Origin of the sequence: Streptomyces sioyaensis (assembly GCF_004122735.1) — a bacterium.
GTDB classification, from domain to species: Bacteria; Actinomycetota; Actinomycetes; order Streptomycetales; family Streptomycetaceae; genus Streptomyces; species Streptomyces sioyaensis.
In genome coordinates, this window is the sequence record NZ_SDIF01000075.1 from 1 (window position 1) to 17831 (window position 17831).

The window sequence follows — 17831 nt, forward strand, 5'->3', positions numbered from 1 at the left end:
GTGGCCCATGGACTCGGCGTGGAGTCGACCTCGACGATGCTGATGGGCACCGGCGAGACCAACGCCGAGCGGATCGAGCATCTGCGGATGATCCGCGACGTCCAGGACCGTACGGGCGGCTTCCGCGCCTTCATCCCGTACACCTACCAGCCGGAGAACAACCACCTGAAGGGCCAGACGCAGGCCACTCTCTTCGAGTACCTGCGCATGATCGCCATCGGCCGGCTCTTCCTCGACAACGTCGCGCACATCCAGGGCTCGTGGCTGACCACCGGCAAGGAGATCGGTCAGCTGTCGCTGCACTACGGCGCGGACGACCTCGGCTCGATCATGCTGGAGGAGAACGTGGTCTCCTCGGCCGGCGCCAAGCACCGCTCCAACCGCACGGAGATCATCGACCTGATCCGCAAGGCGGGCCGGGTCCCGGCCCAGCGCGCGACGACCTACGAGCACCTGCTCGTGCACGACGACCCGGCCAACGACCCGGTCGACGACAAGGTCGTCTCGCATCTGTCCTCGACGGCGATCGAGGGCGGCACCGCCCATCCGGAGCTGAAGCTCGTCGAGACCAACTGACCCCGCGATGCTGACACTTCACCGCGTGCGCGGTGTCCGGCTCGTCCCCGACGGGGAGTCGGCCGCCGGCCATGCGGTCGTCGTCGACGGCGGCCGGATCGCCGCCATCGGGCCGTACGAGGAACTGCTCGCGGCCTACGGCATGGGGATCCCCCCTGGTCGGGCGCAGTCGGGAGCTCGGGGGAGGGCGCGGGTCCGGGAGTGGGACGGCGTGCTGACCCCCGGCCGTACCGAACCGGACGGCGCCGCGCTGCTGGAGGCCGTCTACCACCCCGACCCGCGCGAGGCCGGGGAGCTCGGCAGCGAGCCGATCGGGGGCGCGGCGCTCGCCGCGCTCGACATGACCGAGGCGCGCTGGGGCGCCAGCGCCCGCCGGGGCATGCAGCGTCTGCTGGCCCTCGGTACGACGGCGCTGACCGGGCCGTTCACCCGGCCCGCGGTCCGTACGGCCGTCCAGCGGTCCGGGCTCGCGGAGGTGCCCGGCGGCCGCCCGCGGGCGCTGACCGTCGGCGCCGCGGCCGATTTCGCCGTCTTCGCCGAGGACGGCAGCGCGCTGGCCACGGTGCTGGCCGGCCGTCTCGTCCATCGCCGCCGCTGAAACGGAGCGGCCCGTGCCGCTCGGCGGCGCCGGTTCCGGCGTCCGGCCGTGCCCGGTGCGGGCCCGGGACCGGGCACGGTGGACAATGGCCGGGTGACCCGAGCATCCCTGGACAAGCAGCCGCACGAAGTCGCCGCGATGTTCGACGACGTGGCGGCACGGTACGACCTCACCAACGATGTCCTCTCCCTGGGGCAGGCGCGGCTGTGGCGCAAGGAGGTGGAGCGGGCGGTGGCCGCCCGCCCCGCCGAGCGGGTGCTCGACCTCGCGGCCGGAACGGGCACCTCCTCGCTGCCGTTCGCCGGGGCCGGTGCGTACGTCGTGCCCTGCGACTTCTCCGTCGGCATGCTGGGCGAGGGCAAGAAGCGCCGCCCGTGGCTGCCGTTCACGGCCGGTGACGGCACCCGGCTGCCGTTCGCGGACGGGGTGTTCGACGCGGTCACCATCTCCTTCGGGCTGCGCAACATCCAGGACACCGATGCCGCGCTGGCCGAGCTCCACCGGGTCACCAAGCCCGGCGGACGCCTGGTGATCTGCGAGTTCAGCGAGCCGACCTGGGCGCCGTTCAGGACCGTCTACACCGAGTACCTGATGCGTGCGCTGCCGCCGGTCGCCCGTGCGGTCAGCAGCAACCCGGACGCCTACGTCTACCTCGCCGAGTCCATCCGCACCTGGCCGAACCAGCCCGAACTCGCCGCCCGGCTCCAGGGCGTGGGCTGGACCGAGGTGGCCTGGCGCAATCTGACCGGTGGCGTCGTGGCACTGCACCGGGGGCGCAAGCCGGCCGGGAGCTGACGGCAGCAGGCAGCCAGCAGCGGGCGGTTCGCGGGCGCGGGAGGCACGGGGTCACGGCACAACCCTTCAGGTTCTGCTCACCACGGCCCCCATAGACTGCCCGTGCCCGGTGCCGGTCGGCACCCAGAAATCCAGATATCGACTTCCGGGAGACAGCACCGTGACCGAGTCCGCGTCCGTGACCGATTCCGTGACCACAGCCCGCTCGGAGCACAGTGCGGACGTGATCGTCGTCGGTGCCGGGCCCGCCGGCTCGGCGACCGCGTATCACCTCGCCAAGTCCGGTCTGGACGTGCTCCTGCTGGAGAAGACCGCGTTCCCGCGCGAGAAGGTCTGCGGTGACGGGCTGACCCCGCGCGCCACCAAGCAGCTGGTCGCGATGGGCATCGACATCTCCGAGGAAGCGGGCTGGCTGCGCAACAAGGGCCTGCGGATCATCGGCGGCGGCTCCCGGCTCCAGCTCGACTGGCCGGAGCTGGCCTCGTACCCGGACTACGGACTGGTCCGCAAGCGCGACGACTTCGACGAGCAGCTGGCCCGGCAGGCGCAGAAGGCCGGCGCGCGGCTGTACGAGCGCTGCAACGTCGGCGCGCCGATCGTCCACGAGCTGACCGGCCACATCACCGGCGTCCACGCCAAGCTGGGCGAAGACAAGACCCCGGTCACCTTCCACGCCCCGCTGGTCGTCGCCGCCGACGGCAACTCCACCCGGCTCTCGCTGGCCATGGGGCTGCACCGGCGCGAGGACCGCCCCATGGGCGTGGCCGTGCGGACGTACTTCACCTCGCCCCGGCACGACGACGACTACCTGGAGTCCTGGCTGGAGCTGTGGGACCGCCGCGGCGCCCAGGACCGGCTGCTGCCCGGCTACGGCTGGATCTTCGGCATGGGCGACGGGACGAGCAATGTCGGCCTCGGCATCCTCAACTCCAGCTCCGCCTTCCGGGAGCTGGACTGGCGCGAGATCCTCAAGGCCTGGTGCGCGTCCATGCCGGAGGACTGGGGCTACACGCCGGAGAACATGACCGGCCCGATCCGCGGCGCTGCGCTCCCCATGGCCTTCAACCGGCAGCCGCACTACACCAAGGGCCTGCTGCTGGTCGGTGACGCGGGCGGTCTGGTCAACCCGTTCAACGGCGAGGGCATCGCCTACGCCATGGAGTCCGGCGCGCTCGCGGCCGAGGTCATCGTGCAGGCGCACGCCCGCGCCACCTACGCGCAGCGCGAGCTGGCCCTGCAGCGCTATCCGAAGATCCTCAAGGACACCTACGGCGGCTACTACTCCCTCGGCCGCGCGTTCGTGAAGCTCATCGGCAACCCCAAGGTCATGAAGGTCGCCACCCAGCGCGGTCTGACCCACCCGCTGCTGATGCGCTTCACGCTCAAGATGCTCGCCAACCTCACCGACCCCACGGGCGGTGACGCGATGGACCGCATCATCAACGGTCTGAGCAAGGTCGCACCGAAGGCGTGACAAACAGGCCGGCACCGGGCGGAGGCACGGTACCGGCCAGCTGAGCAGCGGCGGCGGTCCGGGAAATTTTCCGGGCCGCCGCCGTCACATTCTCCGGCCGGGATCCGTCAGTGCGACAACGACGGAATCTCCGGAGGAGAGCAGTGATGAACGCACGGATGAAGAACCCCGCAGTGGTCCTCCCCGAGGCCATGCAGCCCCTGCTCGACGTGGTCAAGGCGACGCGTCAGGGCGGGGTGCCGGAGGCGACGCTGGAGCTGGTGCACCTGCGCGCCAGCCAGATCAACGGCTGCAGCTTCTGCGTCGACGGGGGCGTCAAGAGCGCCCGGAAGAACGGGGTGAGTGACGAGCGGCTGTTCGCGGTGGCGGCCTGGCGGGAGGCGCCGTACTTCTCGGACGCCGAGCGCGCGGCCCTGGCGCTCACCGAGGCGGCCACCCGGCTCGCCGACAGCGCCGACCCGGTGCCGGACGCCGTCTGGGACGACGCCGCCGACCACTTCGACGAGCGGCAGCTGGCGGCGATCATCCTGACGATCGGGGTCACCAACCTCTTCAACCGGCTCAACGCGACCACCAGGCAGCCGGCGGGCGCGGGCTGGTGACCCGCCGGCCGGCCGCGGCCGTACGTGCCCCGGCCGGCCACGGCGCCACCTGCGGGTGAGCGCCGGTGGCGCCGTGCCGGACCGGTCCGGTCAGCCGACGGGGACGTGGGCCGGGGCCGGGAGGCGGCGTGCCGGGTCCGGGGCCGGCCGGTGGCGGGACGGGTCGGCCACCCGGTGGGCCGGGGCGGTCAGCCGCTCGGCGCCGGCCGGGACCGGCACCGCCGCGAAGATCGCGTTCTGCTGGTTCTGGAGCTCGCGCACCCGCGCGGGCGGGGTGCCCGGCAGCCGCTGCTCCTCGTACAGCTTGTGCGTCTGCAGCTGGGCCGCCTTGCTCTCGGGCGTGTGGAACTGCACCTCGAAGAGCTGGCCGGAGCGGGGCGCGCGCCAGGCGGAGTTGATCGCCTTGTAGCCGCTGCTCCGGTTCCAGGTGTTGGCCCAGCGGGTGGAGTCGTTGCCCCAGGCGGACAGCAGGTCGGCCGCGGTGTGCACGCCCTGGCTGTATTTCCCGGCCGGCCACTGGAGGGTGTAGCGGACCGCGTCATTGATCATGCCGAGCGAGGTGCCGACCGACTGCCCCGGCGACTCGTGCATCCAGGTGGCGACCTTCCGCTTGAGCGAGTTCGGCGACTTCAGCCGCTGGTCGAAGCCGATCAGATCGGCATGGCTGATCCGGGCGATCGCGCGGATCTGGGGGCTGATGGAGCGCTCGGCCCGCCGGGCGCGGGCCACGAAGGCGTCCACCTTCCGGTTGTCGGCGGCCTTCAGCCGCAGTCCGTCCTGGTGCCAGCCGCCGTCCGGGTCGGTGCCCGGGGTCCATACGGCGTGCGGGGCGGGGGCCGGGGCGGTCGCGGTCGCGGTGGGGACGGCGCCCAGGCCGAGGGCGGTGGCCAGTGCGGCGGCCGTCGCGGCCCGGGTGACGGTCCGGCGGGCGGTGCGGGGGATGTTCATCGGAGCGCGCGTGTCCTCTCTCTACGGATGCCGCGCGACGTCCTTGAGGGGACATGTGCGGCATATGGCGAGAGGTGCAACGTTCCGCACCGTTCATCGGTCGCTCCTACGGGCGGACTTCGACCCGTACGTGGCGCGATCGTGGCGCCACGCGGCGCGAATGGCCCGCCGGACGGCATGGCGGACCCGTCGGGCGCCGAGCGCGCGCACGCCGCCGACCAGGCCGGTGGACGGCATGCCGAAGGACCGTCCCTCCCGAGCGGCGAGAGAGACGGCCCTTGTGCGGCACCGGGTGCGCGGCGGTCCTAGAGGACGCGCACCGCGCCGGTCGGCTGGTCGTAGCTGAGCGGGCGCTCGACGATGCCGGTGCTGGGGTTCTGGGCACCGATGAACTTGCCGTCACCGATGTAGACACCGACGTGGTAGGCGCTGCCCGCGCTGCCCCAGTACAGGAGGTCGCCGACCTGGAGGTTGTCCAGGCCGACCTGGGTGCCGGCGGTGGACTGGTCCTGCGACACCCGCGGCAGGTCGATGCCGACCTGCTTGAACGCGGCCTGGGTCAGGCCGGAGCAGTCGTACGCCGAGGAGCCGGTGGCGCCGAGCACGTACGCCTTGCCGAGCTGCGCCTTCAGGAAGGAGACGAGGGTGGCGGAGGTGCCGGTGGCGCCGGACGGCGCGGACAGGGTCGTGCGCTCGGAGGAGCGCGACGCCCGGGCCTGCGCGGCCTCCTTGGCCTTGCGGGCCTCCTCGGCCTTCTTCTTGGCCTCGGCCTTGGCCTTCTTCACGGCCTCGGCCTTGTGCTTCTCCGCGGACTTGGCGGCCTTGGAGAGGGCGCTGTCCTGGAGGGCCTGACGCTCGTAGTTGAACGCGACCTGCTGAGCGGTGTCGGCGCTCCGCGCGGCGCTGGTGGCCAGCGCCGTCGTGATCGTCGGCATCTCCTGGGTTTCGGAGACGGGCTTTTCCGCGGCGTTGGCCGGCACGGTGGCGCCGGTCACCGCGAGGGTGAGGAAGCCACCGGTCACTCCCGCACGCAGCGCCCGCGAGGACGCGGAAGGACGGCGGGGCTTCCGGTGGCTGGGTATGAGTGCGTTCGGGGACATGGCAACTACGGCTATCAGGAGCCGCTGGTTGCTGCCAACAAAGGTGCAGTGCGCCACACTTGTCGTGTACGCGGCGAACAAAGCGGACTTTTTGCCTGCCCGGCGAGCCCGCGGCGGGATGCCCGAATTTCGCGATCATGTTCCTACGCATGGCATTTGCTGCTCGATGCGGTTCCGGCGGGCGCCTACCACTTCGGGCTCCGCCACGCCAAGGCTTCCCGGACGTCAAGAACTTAGTGCGTGAAATAGCGTGGGATAGGTCACTCTTGAGTGTCCGTTATGTTCCCGTGATCTGCCGCCGACCGCCGCTCGTGAACCGAAGCACGTACCGATGATCACGACGGGGTCACGAGCGGATCACGGCTACGGGCCGACCTCCACTAGCAGTTGGCCGCGTCCAGCACCAATTTGCCCATAGCGCCTCTCACTTGATAATGGCAACACCGCACTGACCAGCGGTAACCCAGGCGAATGTCACCTCTCGTGATCACTCGCACGCTTCGCGTATGAAGATCACCGCTCATCCGACTTCATGATCCTTCGCTGGGTGGTGGAGATCACAAAGGCGTAGGTCATCCCCGTGTCGCAGATCACAGACCGACGGGCATAAGATGCAGGCGGCTCGGGCTTGTGAACTGCCTCACATGTGCACGATCTCCACGGGGCGATCAGAGGGCCCGAGCGGACCGCCATCCAGTCATCGTCGACTGAAGGGAGCGAGGACGGTGAACGCTTACGCGCCCATCCTCGTACTGGGAGCCCTCGGGGCAGGCTTTGCGATCTTCTCCGTCGTGATGGCCACCCTCGTCGGGCCCAGGCGTTACAACCGGGCCAAGCTCGAGGCGTACGAGTGCGGGATCGAGCCGACGCCACATCCGTCCGGTGGTGGCCGCTTCCCGATCAAGTACTACCTGACGGCGATGCTCTTCATCGTCTTCGACATCGAGATCGTCTTCCTCTATCCCTGGGCCGTCACCTTCGACGCCCTGGGGCTTTTCGGGCTCGTCGAGATGCTCCTCTTCGCGCTCACCGTCTTCGTCGCCTACGCCTATGTCTGGCGTCGTGGCGGCCTGGAATGGGACTAGGGGGCACACATGGGACTGGAAGAGAAGCTGCCCAGCGGCTTTTTGCTGACCACCGTCGAACAGGCCGCGGGCTGGGTGCGCAAATCCTCGGTCTTCCCCGCGACCTTCGGGCTGGCCTGCTGCGCCATCGAGATGATGACGACCGGCGCCGGGCGCTATGACCTGGCCCGCTTCGGCATGGAGGTCTTCCGCGGCTCACCGCGGCAGGCGGATCTGATGATCGTGGCCGGCCGGGTGAGCCAGAAGATGGCGCCCGTGCTGCGGCAGGTCTACGACCAGATGCCGGACCCGAAGTGGGTGATCTCCATGGGGGTTTGCGCCTCGTCGGGCGGCATGTTCAACAACTACGCGATCGTGCAGGGCGTCGACCACATCGTGCCCGTCGACATCTATCTGCCGGGCTGCCCGCCGCGTCCCGAGATGCTGATGGACGCCATTCTCAAGCTGCACCAGAAGATCCAGCACACCAAGCTCGGGGTCAATCGGGAGCAGGCCGCCCGTGAGGCGGAGGAAGCGGCGCTCAAGGCGCTCCCGCTGATCGAGATGAAGGGGCTGCTGCGGTGAGTGAGCAGAAGAACCCCGAGGGTCCCGGCGAGCCGGCCGGCCAGAGCGGCCAGAACGGCCAGGAAGAAGCCGTGCCCGCGCAGCGCGAGGACACCGGCGAGGTGATCGGCACCCGCCGCGGGATGTTCGGCGCCGACAACGGCGGCGACACCACCGGCTACGGCGGCCTCGTCCGGACCGTCCGGCTGCCCGGCGCGAGCAGCCGGCCGTACGGCGGACCGGACGCGTCGGAGGGGTACGGGGAATTCGACGAGATCGCCGACGAGCTGGAGGGCGCCCTCGACGAACAGGGCCTGGTCCCCGAGAACGTCATCGAGAAGACCGTCGTCGACCGCGCGGAGCTGACCTTCCACATCGAGCGCGGCGCGCTGCCGGCGGTCGCCAGGATCCTGCGCGACGACCCGGCGCTCCGCTTCGAGCTGTGTACGGGCGTGAGCGGAGTCCACTTCCCCGGCGATACGGGCCGCGAGCTGCACGCCGTCTACCACCTGCGCTCGATCACCCACAACCGGCTCGTCCGGCTGGAGGTCTCGGCCCCGGACGCGGACCCGCACCTGCCCTCGCTCGTCGAGGTCTATCCGACCAACGACTGGCACGAGCGCGAGACCTACGACTTCTTCGGAATCGTCTTCGACGGCCATCCGGCGCTGACCCGGATCATGATGCCGGACGACTGGCAGGGCTTCCCGCAGCGCAAGGACTACCCGCTCGGAGGGATTCCCGTCGAGTACAAGGGCGCCCAGATTCCGGCTCCCGACCAGCGGAGGTCGTACAGCTGATGACTACTGCACCGCACTCGCACTCCTCGAACGGCCACCGCACCGCGAGCGACTTCGACACCCAGCAGTCCCTCGCCCGGGAGACCACCGAGGGGACCGTCTACAACGTCTCCGGTGGGGACTGGGACGAGATCGCGGCCGCCGCCGTGAAGTCCGACGACGAGCGGATCATCGTCAACATGGGGCCGCAGCACCCCTCCACCCACGGCGTGCTCCGGCTGATCCTGGAGATCGACGGCGAGACCGTCACCGAGGCCCGCTGCGGCATCGGCTATCTGCACACCGGCATCGAGAAGAACCTCGAATTCCGGACCTGGACGCAGGGCACCACCTTCGTCACGAGGATGGATTACCTCACCCCCTTCTTCAACGAGACGGCCTACTGCCTGGCCGTGGAGAAGCTGCTCGGCATCACCGGGGACATCCCCGACCGGGCCTCGGTGATCCGCGTGCTGCTGATGGAGCTCAACCGGCTCTCCTCCCACCTGGTGTGCATCGCCACCGGCGGGATGGAGCTGGGCGCCACCACGATCATGATCTACGGCTTCCGCGACCGTGAGCTCATCCTCGACATCTACGAGCTGATCACCGGCCTGCGGATGAACCACGCCTACATCCGCCCCGGCGGCCTCGCCCAGGACCTGCCCCCCGGGGCGGTCGACCAGGTGCGCGAGTTCGTCAAGAAGATGCGGAAGAACCTCGGCGAATACGACAAGCTCGCCACCGGCAACCCCGTCTTCAAGGGCCGGATGGAGGGCATCGGCTATCTCGACCTGGCCGGCTGCATGGCCACCGGCGCCACCGGCCCCATCGTCCGCGCCGCCGGACTCCCGCACGATCTGCGCAAGTCGCAGCCGTACTGCGGCTACGAGGACTACGACTTCGAGGTGCCGACCGCCGACACCTGCGACGCGTACGGCCGGTTCCTGATCCGGCTGGAGGAGATGCGCCAGTCGCTGCGGATCGTCGAGCAGTGCCTGGACCGGCTGGCGCCCGGCCCGGTGATGGTCGCGGACAAGAAGATCGCCTGGCCCGCCCAGCTGGCCCTCGGCCCGGACGGTCTCGGCAACTCCCTCGACCACATCAAGAAGATCATGGGCACCTCGATGGAGGCCCTGATCCACCACTTCAAGCTGGTCACCGAGGGCTTCCGGGTCCCGCCGGGACAGACCTACGCGGCCGTCGAGTCACCCAAGGGCGAGCTGGGCGTGCATGCGGTCAGCGACGGCGGCACCCGCCCCTACCGGGTGCACTTCCGCGACCCGTCCTTCACCAATCTTCAGGCCATGGCGGCGATGTGCGAGGGCGGCCAGGTCGCCGACGTCATCGTCGCCGTCGCGTCCATCGACCCCGTGATGGGAGGCGTCGACCGGTGAACGCCACCGAGGCAAACCACGACGTGCAGCTGGGAATGCCCGCGCTCCCCGCCCCCGACTACCCGGCGGACGTCCGGGCCCGGCTCGAAGCGGACGCCAAGGAGGTGATCGCCCGCTACCCCGGCGCGCGTTCGGCGCTACTGCCGCTGCTGCACCTCGTCCAGGCCGAGGAAGGGCACGTCACCCGGACCGGCATCCGCTTCTGCGCCGAGCTGCTCGACCTGACCACCGCCGAGGTCACCGCGGTCTCGACCTTCTACTCCATGTACCGCCGCAAGGCGAGCGGTGACTACCAGGTCGGGGTCTGCACCAACACCCTGTGCGCGGTGATGGGCGGCGACGCCATCTTCGAGGACCTCAAGGAGTACCTCGGCGTCGGCAACGGCGAGACCACCGAGGACGGAGCGGTCACCCTCGAACACATCGAGTGCAACGCGGCCTGCGACTTCGCCCCGGTCGTGATGGTCAACTGGGAGTTCTTCGACAACCAGACCCCGCAGTCCGCCCGGCAGCTGGTCGACGACCTGCGGGCCGGCCGGACCGTCGAGCCCACCCGCGGCGCACCGCTGTGCACCTTCCGGCAGACGGCCCGGATGCTCGCGGGATTCCCCGACGAGCGCCCCGGCGCCGTCCAGGCCACCGGCGGCGCCGGGCCCGCCTCCCTGATCGGGCTGCGGCTGGCCAAGGGGGAGGTCGCCCCCGGGCGCGTCGACCACGTCATCGCGCCCCGTACCGCGCAGGCCCCCGCCGACGAACCGCCCTCCGGCCACGCCGACGCCCAGGCGCCCCCGGGCCACCCCAGTTCGCACGACGCACCGCACGAGACCTCGGCCTCCGACGACGACCACCCGGCCGGGCCCGCAGCAGAGGAGGGGGAGTGATGACAGTGGCAGCCGAGCACGGGGGCGCCTCCCGGCCCGGGGCCGGCGGCGAGGCCAGCCCCGAGAAGCTCCTCGCACCGGTCCTGTCCGCCTTCTGGGACCAGCCCGAATCCTGGACGCTGGAGACCTACCGCCGGCACGAGGGCTACGAGGGCCTGCGCAAGGCGCTCGCGATGCCCCCGGACGACGTGATCGCCTACGTCAAGGACTCCGGGCTGCGCGGCCGCGGCGGCGCCGGCTTCCCCACCGGGATGAAGTGGCAGTTCATCCCGCAGGGCGACGGCAAACCGCACTATCTCGTGGTCAACGCCGACGAGTCGGAGCCCGGGACCTGCAAGGACATCCCGCTCCTCTTCGCCAACCCGCACTCCCTCATCGAGGGCATCGTGATCGCCTGCCATGCGATCCGGTCGCGCCACGCCTTCATCTATCTGCGCGGGGAGGTCGTCCCCGTCCTGCGCCGGCTGCACGAAGCCGTGCGCGAGGCCTATGCGGCGGGCTTCCTCGGGAAGAACATCCTCGGCTCGGGACTCGACCTGGATGTGATCGTGCACGCGGGTGCCGGCGCGTACATCTGCGGTGAGGAGACCGCGCTGCTGGACTCCCTGGAGGGCCGTCGCGGACAGCCCCGGCTGCGTCCCCCCTTCCCGGCGGTGGCGGGCCTGTACGCCTGCCCCACCGTGGTGAACAACGTCGAGTCCATCGCGTCGGTTCCCGCCATCCTGCACAAGGGCAAGGACTGGTTCAGGTCGATGGGCAGCGAGAAGTCCCCGGGCTTCACGCTGTACTCGCTCAGCGGCCATGTCGCCCGCCCCGGCCAGTACGAGGCCCCGATGGGCATCACGCTGCGCCAGCTGCTGGACATGAGCGGCGGGATGCGCCGCGGCCACCGCCTGAAGTTCTGGACCCCCGGCGGCTCCTCGACACCGATGTTCACCGACGAGCACCTCGACGTCCCCCTGGACTACGAGGGCGTCGGCGCGGCCGGCTCGATGCTCGGCACCAAGGCGCTCCAGTGCTTCGACGAGACCACCTGCGTCGTACGGGCGGTCACCCGCTGGACCGAGTTCTACGCGCACGAGTCCTGCGGCAAGTGCACGCCCTGCCGCGAAGGCACGTACTGGCTGGTGCAGTTGCTGCGCGACATCGAAGAAGGGCGCGGCCGGCCCGAGGACCTCGACAAGATCGACGACATCGCCGACAACATCAACGGCAAGTCCTTCTGCGCGCTCGGCGACGGCGCCGCCTCGCCGATCTTCTCCTCGCTGAAGTACTTCCGCGAGGAGTACGAGCAGCACCTCACCGGCAAGGGCTGCCCCTTCGACCCCGCCAAGTCGACCCTCTGGGGCGACAACGACGCTCACCTGGGGGTGAATGCATGACCGTCACCACACCGGGGTCCAACAGCGGCTCCGCCACGGGCCCCTCGGGCGGCGGCGAGACGGCGATCCCGCCGGAGGACCTCGTCACCCTGACGATCGACGGCATCGAGATCTCCGTCCCCAAGGGGACGCTGGTCATCCGCGCCGCCGAACTCCTCGGCATCGAGATCCCGCGCTTCTGCGACCACCCGCTGCTGGACCCGGCGGGCGCCTGCCGGCAGTGCATCGTCGAGGTCGAGGGCCAGCGCAAGCCGATGGCCTCGTGCACCATCACCTGCACCGACGGCATGGTCGTCAAGTCGCAGCTGACCTCCCCGGTGGCCGAGAAGGCCCAGCGCGGCGTGATGGAGCTGCTGCTGATCAACCACCCGCTGGACTGCCCGGTCTGCGACAAGGGCGGGGAGTGCCCGCTGCAGAACCAGGCGATGCAGGTCGGCGACCCGGAGTCGCGCTTCGAGGGCAAGAAGCGCACCTTCGAGAAGCCGGTGCCGATCTCGACGCAGGTGCTGCTGGACCGCGAGCGGTGCGTGCTGTGCGCGCGCTGCACCCGCTTCAGCAACCAGATCGCCGGCGACCCGATGATCGAGCTGCTCGAACGCGGCGCCCTCCAGCAGGTCGGCACGGGGGAGGGCGACCCCTTCGAGTCGTACTTCTCCGGCAACACCATCCAGATCTGCCCGGTCGGCGCGCTCACCTCCGCCGCGTACCGCTTCCGCTCCCGCCCCTTCGACCTGGTCTCCTCGCCGTCGGTGTGCGAGCACTGCGCGGGTGGCTGTGCGACGCGTACGGACCACCGGCGCGGCAAGGTCATGCGGCGGCTGGCGGGCAACGACCCCGAGGTCAACGAGGAGTGGATCTGCGACAAGGGGCGGTTCGCGTTCCGCTACGCCCAGCAGCGCGACCGGCTGGAGCACCCCCTGGTGCGCAACCGGGAGTCCGGTGAACTGGAGCCGGCGAGCTGGCCGGCGGCACTTGAGGCGGCGGCCCGCGGGCTGTCCGCGGCAAAGGGTCGGGCCGGCGTGCTGACCGGCGGCCGGCTGACCGTCGAGGACGCCTACGCCTACGCCAAGTTCGCCCGGATCGCGCTGCAGACCCACGACATCGACTTCCGGGCCCGGCTGCACAGCGCCGAGGAGGCGGACTTCCTGGCGGCCCGGGTGGCCGGCCGAGGCCGGGACCTGGACGGCCGAGGCGTCACCTACACCGCGCTGGAGAAGGCACCGGCCGTCCTGCTGGCCGGTATCGAGGCCGAGGAGGAGGCCCCCGGCGTCTTCCTGCGGCTGCGCAAGGCGCACCGCACGAGCGGACAGCGTACTTTCGGGCTGGCAAGTTACGCCTCGCGCGGCCTGATCAAGGCCGGCGGCACGCTGCTGCCGGCCGCGCCCGGCACCGAGACCGAATGGCTGGACGCGCTCGCCGGCGGCGTCGGCCTGGAGGGCGAGGGGCAGGCGGCGGCCGAGGCGCTGCGCGCGGACGGCGCGGTGCTCGTCGTCGGTGAGCGGCTGGCGGCGGTGCCCGGCGCGCTGACCGCCGCGGTCCGCGCCGCCACCGCCACCGGCGCCCAGTTGGTGTGGATCCCGCGCCGGGCCGGTGAACGGGGCGCCGTCGAGGCCGGTGCGCTGCCCGGTCTGCTGCCCGGTGGCCGGCCGGCCACCGACCCGCGGGCCCGTGACGAGGTCGCCGCCGCCTGGGGCGTGGCCGCGCTGCCGCACCGGCACGGCCGGGACACCGGCCAGATCATCGAGGCCGCGGCGACCGGCGAGCTCGGTGCGCTGCTGGTCGGGGGCGTCGAGGTCGCGGACCTGCCGGACCCGGCCCGGGCGCTGACCGCCCTGGACGAGGTCGGCTTCCTGGTCAGCCTGGAGCTGCGGCCCTCGCAGGTCACCGAGCGGGCGGATGTGGTCCTTCCGGTGGCGGCCGTCGTGGAGAAGGCCGGCACGTTCCTCAACTGGGAGGGCCGGGCGCGGCTGTTCGAGGCGGCGCTCAAGCCGGACCAGATGACCCGCCGGCAGCTGTCGCCCGACTCCCGGGTGCTGCACATGCTCGCCGATGCCCTCGACGTCCATCTGGGTCTGCCGGACGTCCGTGCCGTACGGCGCGAACTGGACCGGCTCGGCGGCTGGGACGGTCCGTACGCCGGTGAACCCAGGGAGGCCGGGCGGGCGCTGCCCCGGCCCGACAGCGGCGAGGCCGTCCTCGCCGGCCACCGGCTCCTGCTGGACCAGGGGCTGCTCCAGGAAGGCGACGAGGCGCTGGCCGGTACCCGGCATGCCGCGCTCGCCCGGCTGTCGCAGACCACCGCGCAGGAGACCGGGGTCAAGGACGGCGACCTGCTCGCGGTGACCGGACCGGCCGGCTCGGTGCACCTGCCGCTCAAGGTCACGCCGATGCCCGACCGGGTGGTGTGGCTGCCGCTGAACTCCATGGGCGGTGGCGTCGCCGCCGACACCGGGGCGCACCCCGGTGACCTGGTGAAGATCTCCGCCGTCCCGGGTACGCCGGAGCCGGCCAAGGAGGTGGAGGCATGACGCAGCTCGGTCAACTGGCCGCGGCCGGCAGCACGCTGGCCCGCGAGGACCTGTCGTTGTTCGGCCACGACCCGTGGTGGCTCGTGGTCATCAAGGCGGTCTTCTGCTTCGCGTTCCTGATGCTGACGGTGCTGTTCTCGATCGTCTGGGAACGCAAGGTCGTCGCCTGGATGCAGCTGCGCATCGGCCCCAACCGGCACGGGCCCTGGGGCATGCTCCAGTCCCTCGCCGACGGCATCAAGCTGATGCTGAAGGAGGACCTGGTCGTCAAGCGGGCCGACAAGGTGGTCTATCTCCTCGCGCCCGTGGTGGCGGCCATCCCGGCCTTCATGGCGATCGCGGTGATCCCCTTCGGGCCCGCGGGCAACGAGGTCTCGATCTTCGGGGTCCGCACCCCGATGCAGCTGACCGACCTGCCGATCGGCATTCTCTACATCCTGGCCACGGCCTCGATCGGCATCTACGGCATCGTGCTGGCCGGCTGGTCGTCCGGTTCGACGTATCCGCTGCTGGGCGGGCTGCGCTCGTGTGCGCAGATGATCTCGTACGAGATCGCGATGGGGATGTCGTTCGCGGCGGTGTTCCTCTACTCCGGGTCGATGTCGACGTCGACCATCGTGGAGTCGCAGCAGAACCGGTGGTTCGTCCTGCTGTTGCCGGTGTCCTTCATCATCTACATCGTCGCGATGGTGGGCGAGACCAACCGCGCGCCGTTCGACATGCCGGAGTCCGAGGGCGACCTCGTCGGCGGCTTCAACACCGAGTACTCGTCGATCAAGTTCGCGATGTTCATGCTCGCCGAGTACGTCAACATGGTCACCGTCTCGGCGGTCGCGATCACCCTCTTCCTGGGCGGCTGGCGGGCACCCTGGCCCATCTCCACCTTCTGGGAAGGCGCCAACCACGGCTGGTGGCCGCTGCTCTGGTTCACCCTCAAGGTGCAGCTGCTGCTGTTCTTCTTCATCTGGCTGCGCGGCACTCTTCCCCGGGTGCGCTACGACCAGTTCATGAAGCTGGGCTGGAAGGTCCTCATCCCGGTCTCGCTGGTCTGGCTGATGCTGGTCGCGACCGTCCGGGCGCTGAAGAACGAGGGCTACAACTTCTCGCAGATCGTGCTGTACGTCGCCGGCGGCGCCGTCCTGCTGCTGCTGATCTCCCTGCTCGTGGACTTCTTCCGGCGCGGCGAGGCGGCGGAGGAGACCGACGGCGACGGGGCCTTCGACCCGATGGCCGGCGGCTTCCCGGTACCGCCGCTGCCCGGACAGAGCCTGCCGCCGGTGCCCCGCCGACGACCGCGCGGGGGCGACAGAGAGTTGATTGTCAGTGGCCGGGTGGACACTGTCAGTGACGATAACGCCCACGAGGGAAAGGGGGGCGACGGTGCCTGAGTTCCAGAACCCCGTGGCCGGCTTCGGCGTGACCTTCAAGGCCATGTTCAAGAAGCGGCTGACCGAGCAGTATCCGGAGGAGAAGAAGCCGACGGCGCCGCGCTTCCACGGCCGCCACCAGCTCAACCGCCATCCGGACGGGCTGGAGAAGTGCATCGGCTGCGAGCTGTGCGCCTGGGCCTGCCCGGCGGACGCGATCTACGTCGAGGGCGCGGACAACACCGACGAGGAGCGCTACTCCCCGGGCGAGCGCTACGGCCGCGTCTACCAGATCAACTATCTGCGCTGCATCCTGTGCGGCCTGTGCGTGGAGGCCTGTCCGACCCGCGCACTGACCATGACCAATGAGTACGAACTCGCCGACCGGTCCCGCGAATCGCTCATCTACACCAAGGAGGAGCTGCTCGCGGGCCTGGAGGACAGGATGGTCGACACCCCGCATGCGATCTACCCCGGCATGACGGAGAAGGACTACTACATGGGCCTGGTGAGCGAGTCCGCACCGGGGACCGTCCGTCAGGTCGCGGTCTCCAAGGGCGAGAAGCCGGACTCCGAGGGCAAGGGGGCGACGGCATGACCGGTCTGGCCGCCGCGGCCTCCATGACCTCCACCGGCGAGGCCGTGCAGTTCTGGCTCCTGGGCATCGTCGCCGTCGGCGGCGCGCTGGGCACGATCCTGATGAAGCGGGCCGTGCACAGCGCGCTCTCGCTCGCCGGGACCATGATCGTCCTGGCGGTCTTCTACCTCGCCAACGGCGCGTACTTCCTCGGTGTCGTCCAGATCGTCGTCTACACGGGCGCGATCATGATGCTGTTCCTCTTCGTCGTCATGCTCGTCGGCGTCACGGCCGCGGACTCCCTCAAGGAGACGCTCAAGGGCCAGCGGTGGCTCGCCGCCGGGGCGGGCATCGGCTTCGGCATCCTCTTGATCGCCGGCATCGGCAACGCCTCGCTGAGGGAGTTCAACGGCCTGGGCGAGGCCAACGCCGGCGGCAATGTGCAGGGCCTGGCCGCGCTCATCTTCACCAAGTACGTCTACGCCTTCGAAATCACCGGCGCCCTGCTGATCACGGCGGCCGTCGGCGCGATGGTGCTCACCCACCGGGAGCGTACGGAGCGCGCCCGGACCCAGCGTGAGCAGTCCGAGGCGCGGGTCCGCGAGGGCAAGCAGGTGCCGCCGCTGCCCGCCCCGGGCGTCTACGCCCGGCACAACGCCGTCGACATCCCGGGCCTGCTGCCCGACGGCACCACGTCCGAGCTGAGCGTCAGTCCGACGCTGCGCGAGCGGGGCCAGGTCCGCGATGTCTCCGGTGAGTCGCTCGCCGAGCTCAAGGCGCTGGAGCGGCGCTCCGAGGACTGGCTGGGCCGGAGCGCCGAGGACGAGCCCGGGCCCCCGTCGTCCGGTGGCCCGGCATCGAAGGAGCACAAGGAGGGGGCCAAGAAATGAATCCGGTCAACTACCTCTATCTCGCCGCCCTGTTGTTCACCATCGGCGCGGCCGGGGTGCTGATCAGGCGAAACGCCATCGTGGTGTTCATGTGCATCGAGCTGATGCTCAACGCCTGCAATCTCGCCTTCGTCACCTTCTCGCGGATGCACGGGAATCTGGACGGCCAGATCATCGCCTTCTTCACCATGGTCGTCGCGGCGGCCGAGGTCGTGGTCGGCCTGGCCATCATCGTGTCGATCTTCCGCACCCGTCATACGGCCTCGGTCGACGACGCCAGCCTGATGAAGCTGTAAGGGGTCGCACAAA

General features: G+C 70.4%; 17 protein-coding genes and 1 pseudogene. 16 read left to right on the plus strand and 2 right to left on the minus strand.

Annotated elements, in window-relative coordinates; genetic code table 11:
* The 5 genes and pseudogenes from EST54_RS22915 to EST54_RS22935 form a co-directional block, all read left to right on the plus strand.
* Positions 1-576: pseudogene (locus EST54_RS22915) on the plus strand (dehypoxanthine futalosine cyclase); the annotation flags it as partial.
* Between the two features lie 7 nt (positions 577-583).
* Positions 584-1174 carry an imidazolonepropionase-like domain-containing protein gene (locus tag EST54_RS22920; protein WP_129249612.1) on the plus strand — a complete coding sequence of 197 codons (591 nt, stop codon included), beginning with the start codon at positions 584-586 and terminating at the stop codon, positions 1172-1174.
* A 93-nt stretch (positions 1175-1267) separates the two neighbouring features.
* A complete protein-coding gene (locus EST54_RS22925) occupies positions 1268-1969 on the plus strand; it encodes a demethylmenaquinone methyltransferase (protein WP_129249613.1) in 702 nt (233 codons plus the stop codon).
* 109 nt (positions 1970-2078) lie between these two features.
* Positions 2079-3443 carry a geranylgeranyl reductase family protein gene (locus EST54_RS22930; RefSeq protein ID WP_129249614.1) on the plus strand — a complete coding sequence of 455 codons (1365 nt, stop codon included), beginning with the start codon at positions 2079-2081 and terminating at the stop codon, positions 3441-3443.
* 146 nt (positions 3444-3589) lie between these two features.
* Entirely contained in the window at positions 3590-4045 is a 456-nt protein-coding gene (locus tag EST54_RS22935) for a carboxymuconolactone decarboxylase family protein (protein WP_129249615.1), read from the plus strand.
* A 90-nt stretch (positions 4046-4135) separates the two neighbouring features.
* Here the strand turns inward: EST54_RS22935 and EST54_RS22945 are convergent, their stop codons facing one another.
* Together EST54_RS22945 and EST54_RS22950 are read right to left on the minus strand one after the other, a co-directional pair.
* A complete protein-coding gene (locus EST54_RS22945) occupies positions 4136-4993 on the minus strand; it encodes an ATP nucleotide 3'-pyrophosphokinase (protein ID WP_174857498.1) in 858 nt (285 codons plus the stop codon).
* 305 nt (positions 4994-5298) lie between these two features.
* A complete protein-coding gene (locus EST54_RS22950; RefSeq protein ID WP_129249616.1) occupies positions 5299-6093 on the minus strand; it encodes a C40 family peptidase in 795 nt (264 codons plus the stop codon).
* 725 nt (positions 6094-6818) lie between these two features.
* Between EST54_RS22950 and EST54_RS22955 the strand changes: the two genes are divergently transcribed.
* The 11 genes from EST54_RS22955 to nuoK are packed head-to-tail and all read left to right on the plus strand — an operon-like array spanning position 6819 to position 17818.
* A complete protein-coding gene (locus EST54_RS22955; protein WP_006604811.1) occupies positions 6819-7178 on the plus strand; it encodes an NADH-quinone oxidoreductase subunit A in 360 nt (119 codons plus the stop codon).
* Between the two features lie 9 nt (positions 7179-7187).
* A complete protein-coding gene (locus EST54_RS22960; RefSeq protein ID WP_129249617.1) occupies positions 7188-7742 on the plus strand; it encodes a NuoB/complex I 20 kDa subunit family protein in 555 nt (184 codons plus the stop codon).
* Positions 7739-8521 (plus strand): NADH-quinone oxidoreductase subunit C, encoded by a 783-nt coding sequence (locus EST54_RS22965; RefSeq protein WP_129249618.1) that lies wholly within the window; start codon positions 7739-7741, stop codon positions 8519-8521. The genes EST54_RS22960 and EST54_RS22965 overlap by 4 nt, the downstream gene beginning before the upstream one ends.
* Positions 8521-9897, plus strand: a complete 1377-nt coding sequence (locus EST54_RS22970; protein WP_129249619.1) for an NADH-quinone oxidoreductase subunit D — start codon at positions 8521-8523, stop codon at positions 9895-9897. The genes EST54_RS22965 and EST54_RS22970 overlap by 1 nt, the downstream gene beginning before the upstream one ends.
* A gap of 35 nt (positions 9898-9932) precedes the next feature.
* Positions 9933-10778, plus strand: a complete 846-nt coding sequence (gene nuoE, locus EST54_RS22975; RefSeq protein WP_129249635.1) for an NADH-quinone oxidoreductase subunit NuoE — start codon at positions 9933-9935, stop codon at positions 10776-10778.
* Positions 10778-12160, plus strand: a complete 1383-nt coding sequence (nuoF, locus tag EST54_RS22980; protein ID WP_129249620.1) for an NADH-quinone oxidoreductase subunit NuoF — start codon at positions 10778-10780, stop codon at positions 12158-12160. The genes nuoE and nuoF overlap by 1 nt, the downstream gene beginning before the upstream one ends.
* Entirely contained in the window at positions 12157-14688 is a 2532-nt protein-coding gene (locus EST54_RS22985) for an NADH-quinone oxidoreductase subunit G (protein ID WP_129249621.1), read from the plus strand. Before nuoF ends, EST54_RS22985 begins: the two co-directional genes overlap by 4 nt.
* Positions 14685-16076 (plus strand): NADH-quinone oxidoreductase subunit NuoH, encoded by a 1392-nt coding sequence (nuoH, locus tag EST54_RS22990; RefSeq protein ID WP_129249622.1) that lies wholly within the window; start codon positions 14685-14687, stop codon positions 16074-16076. The genes EST54_RS22985 and nuoH overlap by 4 nt, the downstream gene beginning before the upstream one ends.
* Complete coding sequence (gene nuoI / locus EST54_RS22995) at positions 16069-16653, plus strand: NADH-quinone oxidoreductase subunit NuoI (protein WP_129249623.1); 585 nt, start codon at positions 16069-16071, stop codon at positions 16651-16653. Before nuoH ends, nuoI begins: the two co-directional genes overlap by 8 nt.
* Positions 16650-17522: an NADH-quinone oxidoreductase subunit J gene (locus tag EST54_RS23000; RefSeq protein ID WP_129249624.1), complete on the plus strand. Its 873-nt coding sequence runs from the start codon at positions 16650-16652 to the stop codon at positions 17520-17522. Before nuoI ends, EST54_RS23000 begins: the two co-directional genes overlap by 4 nt.
* Complete coding sequence (gene nuoK, locus EST54_RS23005) at positions 17519-17818, plus strand: NADH-quinone oxidoreductase subunit NuoK (RefSeq protein WP_006604821.1); 300 nt, start codon at positions 17519-17521, stop codon at positions 17816-17818. The genes EST54_RS23000 and nuoK overlap by 4 nt, the downstream gene beginning before the upstream one ends.
* Positions 17819-17831 lie beyond the last annotated feature (13 nt).